The sequence below is a fragment of the Dietzia sp. B44 genome, from assembly GCF_014145245.1.
GTDB lineage: Bacteria > Actinomycetota > Actinomycetes > Mycobacteriales > Mycobacteriaceae > Dietzia > Dietzia natronolimnaea.
Genome location: NZ_JAALEF010000347.1, coordinates 6,566 through 10,268 on the forward strand (window position 1 = coordinate 6,566; position 3,703 = coordinate 10,268).

5 protein-coding genes are annotated in these 3,703 nt (G+C 71.2%); 3 read left to right on the forward strand and 2 right to left on the reverse strand.

Translation table 11 applies throughout. From position 1 onward, the window contains the following. Window positions 1-79: 79 nt before the first annotated feature. Window positions 80-1,186: an ArsA family ATPase gene (gene bagB / locus G6017_RS11625; RefSeq protein WP_179524408.1), complete on the reverse strand. Its 1,107-nt coding sequence runs from the start codon at window positions 1,184-1,186 to the stop codon at window positions 80-82. 1 nt (window position 1,187) lies between these two features. Beyond that, window positions 1,188-2,264 carry an ATPase BagA gene (gene bagA, locus G6017_RS11630; RefSeq protein ID WP_241730491.1) on the reverse strand — a complete coding sequence of 359 codons (1,077 nt, stop codon included), beginning with the start codon at window positions 2,262-2,264 and terminating at the stop codon, window positions 1,188-1,190. Between the two features lie 65 nt (window positions 2,265-2,329). Here bagA and G6017_RS11635 point away from each other — a divergent pair, with 65 nt between their 5' ends. From G6017_RS11635 to G6017_RS11645, 3 genes are all read left to right on the forward strand, one after another. Then, window positions 2,330-2,500 carry a DUF4177 domain-containing protein gene (locus tag G6017_RS11635; protein WP_179524409.1) on the forward strand — a complete coding sequence of 57 codons (171 nt, stop codon included), beginning with the start codon at window positions 2,330-2,332 and terminating at the stop codon, window positions 2,498-2,500. Beyond that, on the forward strand, window positions 2,500-2,985 hold the full coding sequence (locus G6017_RS11640) for a RidA family protein (protein WP_182610978.1): 486 nt from the start codon (window positions 2,500-2,502) through the stop codon (window positions 2,983-2,985). Before G6017_RS11635 ends, G6017_RS11640 begins: the two co-directional genes overlap by 1 nt. 9 nt (window positions 2,986-2,994) lie before the next feature. Further along, window positions 2,995-3,703: MBL fold metallo-hydrolase (locus tag G6017_RS11645; protein ID WP_182617474.1), on the forward strand; the 709-nt coding region annotated here is incomplete at its 3' end.

Sequence of the window (3,703 nt, forward strand, 5' to 3'; positions counted from 1 at the left end):
TCGTATCACCGGGTCCGGTCACCCGGATGACCGTCCGGCCGCTCTGGTCACCCGCAGAGCTGGTCGCCGGGACAGCGGGTCACCCACAGAGCTGGTCGCCGACCGAGCGCAGGGCCTCCAGGTTGGAGATCTCGAACGGCAACGACGGCACGCCCACGATCCGCACGTCCGGATGGGTGTCGGTGAACGACTCCAGCAGGCGGACCTCCTGCTTGGCCGTGCCGGCCCGGTCGGCATGGATCCGCAGCACCGCCTCGGCCTCCGGGTTCCCCGCCAACCGGTCGGCCGCAGCACACGCCTGCTCGGCCGTGAGGTCGGTCAGCCGAGGGTGGGTGCGGTTGATCACGACCCCCGCGAGCGGCATCTCCTCCTCCGAGAGCCGCTCGGCGAAGAACGCGGCCTCGCGCAGGGCGGGACGTTCCGCGGACGAGACCACCAGGAACTCGGTGCCCTTGCGGCGCAGGATCGCCTGGGTGCGCGAGGCCCGGGTGGCGAATCCACCGAACGTGGAGTCCAGCGCCACGACCATCTCGGAGGCGTCCTTGAGCATGGACGAGCCGACGACGGCCGAGACCCCCCGCATCGCCGTGCTCATGGCGCCGGTCATCAACCGGCCGACCCCGCGACCGGGCGCCGCGAACACCCGCATGAGACGGCTGTCCATGAACGCGCCCAGTCGGCGCGGGGCGTCGAGGAAGTCGAGGGCGTTGCGGGAGGGAGGGGTGTCGACGACGACGAGGTCCCACGTCGAGTCGTCGAGCAACTGGCCCAGCTTCTCCATGGCCATGTACTCCTGCGTGCCGGCGAAGGAGGTGACCATGGTCTTGTAGAAGTGGTTGTCCAGGATGGACTGCGCCTTCTCGGGCGTGGTGTTGGCGGTGACCAGCTCGTCGAACGTGCGACGCATGTCGAGCATCATCGCGTGCAGCGACCCGTCCGAATCCGCGTGCTCGGGTCCCAGGTCCACCCGGGACGGCTCGTTGGAGAGGCTGTCGATGCCCAGCGCCTGCGCGAGGCGCCGGGCCGGGTCGATGGTGAGCACCACGGTGTCGCGGCCGAGCTCGGCCGCGCGCAGGGCCACCGCGGCGGCGGTGGTGGTCTTGCCCACGCCGCCGGCGCCGGTGCAGACCACGACACGGGTCGCGGGGTCGGTGAGCATTCCGGTGATGTCGAGACGACGAGTCATGTCAGTGCACTCCCTGATCGGCGAGGGCGGAGGCGAGGTCGTACAGGTCGGCGACCTCGACGCCGTTGGGCAGGGCCGGCAGCACGAGGGTCGGGCAGCCGGACGAGGTCAGGGTCTCGCCGGCCGCGAGCTGGCCGCGGGCGACGCGGGCGTGTTCGATGGCCTCCACCAGGAGCCCCTGCAGGCCCTCGTCGTCGAGCTCCACACCGGTCTCCTCGAGCCCGGCCAGCACCGCCTCCGCATCGATGTCCTCCTCGGCGATCCGCTGGAGCGCGGCGTCGTCGAGGTGCCTGGTCTCGGCCCGGTTGATGATCACCTGGCCGACCCGCAGGTCGTGCGAACGCAGCTCCTCGATCGCCTCGATGGTCTCCTGGACCGGCAGCGACTCGAGCAGGGTGACCAGGTGGACGACCGTCTGCGGGGAGTGGACCAGCTCGGAGACGGCATCGGCCTGCCGGCGGATGGGGCCACCGGCGGCCAGGTCGGCCATCGCGGTGGTCACGTCGAGGAACTTGCCGATTCGGCCCGTGGGCGGGGCGTCCACCACCACGGCGTCGTACACGACCTCCTTCTTGGCGTGCTGGCGCGTGACGACCTCGTAGATCTTTCCGGTCAGGAGCACGTCCTTGAGGCCGGGGGCGATGGTGGTCGCGAACTCGATCGCGCCCACCGACTTCATCACCTTGCCCACCACCCCGAGGTGGTAGAAGGTGTCGAGGTAGTCGAGCATCGCGGCCTCGATGTCGATGGCCAGCGCGAACACCTTGCCGCCACCGTCCACCCGGGCCACGAGCTCCTCGCGGTACGGCAGCGGGGCGCGGTCGAAGATCCGGGAGATTCCCTGGCGCTCCTCCACCTCGACCAGCAACACACGCTTGCCGGTGGAGGCCAGTGCCAGCGCGAGCGAGGTGGCGACCGTGGTCTTGCCCGTTCCCCCCTTCCCGGAGACGTAGTGGAGGTCTGCGCGGGCGGAGGAGTCGGACCAGCCGGTGGACAGCTGGTCGGCGATGGTCGCCCTCGTCGACTGTGTCCCCTGAGTTCGAGTCGCCTGCGTTCCTGGATTGTCGGTGGACGGCATGCGTTCCACACTAAGCGGTTCCACCAGAGCGCGCGGGCTGCTCTCGACTTCCCTAGAGTGGGGGCATGAGCGAATCCACCTCCGCAGCCCGGTTCGAGTACGCGACCGTCCCGCTGCTCACCCACGCCACCAAGCAGATCCTCGACCAGTGGGGCAGTGACGGTTGGGAGCTCGTGTCCGTGCTGCCCGGGCCCACCGGCGAGCAGCACGTCGCCTACCTCAAGCGCCGGCTCTGATGTCGGAGGGCGAGGGCGGCGGCTACTGGACCCGAAAGCTGGAGCAGCTGGGGATCGAGCTGCCGACCGTGGTCCCCCCGCTGGCCAACTACGTCCCCGCCGTGCGGACGGGGGCGTACGTCTACACCTCCGGTCAGCTGCCGATGGTCGACGGCGCCCTCGCCGCGACGGGCAAGGTCGGAGCCGCGGTCAGTCCGGAGGTCGCCGCCGGTCTCGCCCGGACCTGCGCCCTCAACGCGCTCGCCGCGGTCGACGGCCTGGTGGGCATCGACTCCGTCGTGCGGATCGTCAAGGTCGTCGGGTTCGTCGCCTCGGCGCCGGGCTTCAACGCCCAGCCCGCGGTGATCAACGGCGCCTCGGACCTGCTGGGTGAGGTCTTCGGCGACGCCGGCGTCCACGCACGCTCCGCCGTCGGGGTGTCGGAGCTGCCGCTCGACGCCCCCGTCGAGGTCGAGCTCATCGTCGAGGTCGAGGTCGAGGGTTAGGGACGGACCATGGCGACGTCCGGCGGTCTGGCCCCGATCACGTTCCCCGCGTACGAGACGCTGCGCCCCGTCACCGACCTGGCCGGGGTGATCCTCTGCGACAACCCCTCGGAGATGACCTTCGAGGGGACCAACACGGTCGTGCTGCGGGCCCCGGGATCGCCCACCGCCGTGGTGGTGGATCCCGGGCCGGACGATCGCGCGCACGCCGAGCGGATCGCCGCCATCGTGGGGGAGATCGAGCTCGTCGTCGTCACCCATCGCCACGGGGACCACACCGACGGGATCGACCACCTCCGCGCGCTGACCGGCGCGCCGGTCCGAGCGGTCGGGGAGCGGTACTGCCGCGACGCCGGGCCACTGGTCGACGGCGAGGAGATCCACGCCGCCGGGCTGGACATCATCGTGCTGGCCACTCCGGGGCACACCGCGGACTCGATCAGCCTCGAGGTGCGTCCCGCGGGTGCGGGGTTCACCGCGCCGGCGGACTGCGTGGTACTCGGCGACACGATCCTGGGCCGCGATTCGACGGTCCTGGACTCGACCGACGGCGATCTGGGCGACTACCTGGAGAGCCTCGACCTGCTGGCCGCCCGCGCCGACGGCGTCGTGGGTGTCCCCGGGCACGGGCCGGACGTGGAGAACACCGCGCGCGCGGCCCAGGTGCTCGCCCGACACCGGCGGGACCGGCTCGACCAGATCGTCGCCGCCCGGGAGG